Genomic DNA, 936 nt, shown 5'->3' with positions numbered 1-936 from the left:
AGCCTAAAGGGTAAAAAGGATTATCAACAATTTAACACCCCAAAAACATCATTATGTAATAATTAAAAATAAAATATTAACTTTGAAGTGAGTGACTAGTGCTTTTCATAGGATACGGTGTTGCCCACAGTTATTTATTTTCAATTTGTTTAATTAGTTCTCTAAATTTTGGCCAACCAAAAGAGGGCCAATCCTCAATTATCAAAGTCGAATCACGAGAAATTACATAATTTCCGATTCCACTGTGTGAAATCCGTTGTTCAGTCGTCAGTTTGTATTTTATTAATTCAGATATACTTTCCTGTGCTAAATTCAATTCCGATTCATTTAATATAACCTCTTTTTTCTCAATAGTTTTTGGCTCATTTTTTTCAGAATATGGGTCTTTGCAGTCAATAATTATGTTTTTGTAGTCGGCAAATATTTTTCCTTTATGTTCCGTTTTGTAAATTCGAATTTCTTTTGTGTCGCCTCCCCATTCTCCGCACTTATTGCCGTTTTGTTTTAGAATAAGTTCTTGATAACTATCTATAATTTTTAGAGTTTCACTTTCTGTAGTTCCAAGATTTTTGATTACACTTTCAACCGTTTCTATAACTTCATCAGTTTCGGCTTTTGATTCAGTTTTACTGTCAGCACAATTGGCTAATAAAATTCCGATTATTAATGTTAGCAGGATTTTTTTCATAATTGTGGGCAACGTGTTTGTGTATGGTTAGTTGCGTGGTTAAGCAACTAAGTTAGCAAACATTTACGAACCCGTGAATATTCCGCAGGAATATTCGCAAGTAAGCTCAATGAAGCAATTAATTATACACGGCTTAAGTTTGTCTTTTAATAAATTTGTTACTTAATCAGAAAGAATAAAAGAGAGAATTAAGGTTAATATATACGGTGAAGCTAAGACTTCGACAACATTGGTAATCCTCTCTCTTT

The 936-nt window shown here is 31.9% G+C and carries 1 protein-coding gene; it reads right to left on the bottom strand.

The genetic code is table 11. The features are described from left to right. Positions 1 to 130: 130 nt before the first annotated feature. Complete coding sequence (locus EGM88_RS12590) at positions 131 to 688, bottom strand: hypothetical protein (RefSeq protein ID WP_123898766.1); 558 nt, start codon at positions 686 to 688, stop codon at positions 131 to 133. Between the last annotated feature and the right edge of the window lie 248 nt (positions 689 to 936).

The sequence above is a fragment of the Aureibaculum marinum genome (assembly GCF_003813905.1).
In the GTDB taxonomy this organism is placed as follows: domain Bacteria; phylum Bacteroidota; class Bacteroidia; order Flavobacteriales; family Flavobacteriaceae; genus Aureibaculum; species Aureibaculum marinum.
This window is presented reverse-complemented; position numbering and strand designations above follow the sequence as displayed.

Bases quoted from the DNA above. Each gene is read 5' to 3' on its own strand.
- EGM88_RS12590 (WP_123898766.1), bottom strand. From the start codon at position 688: ATGAAAAAAATCCTGCTAACATTAATAATCGGAATTTTATTAGCCAAT.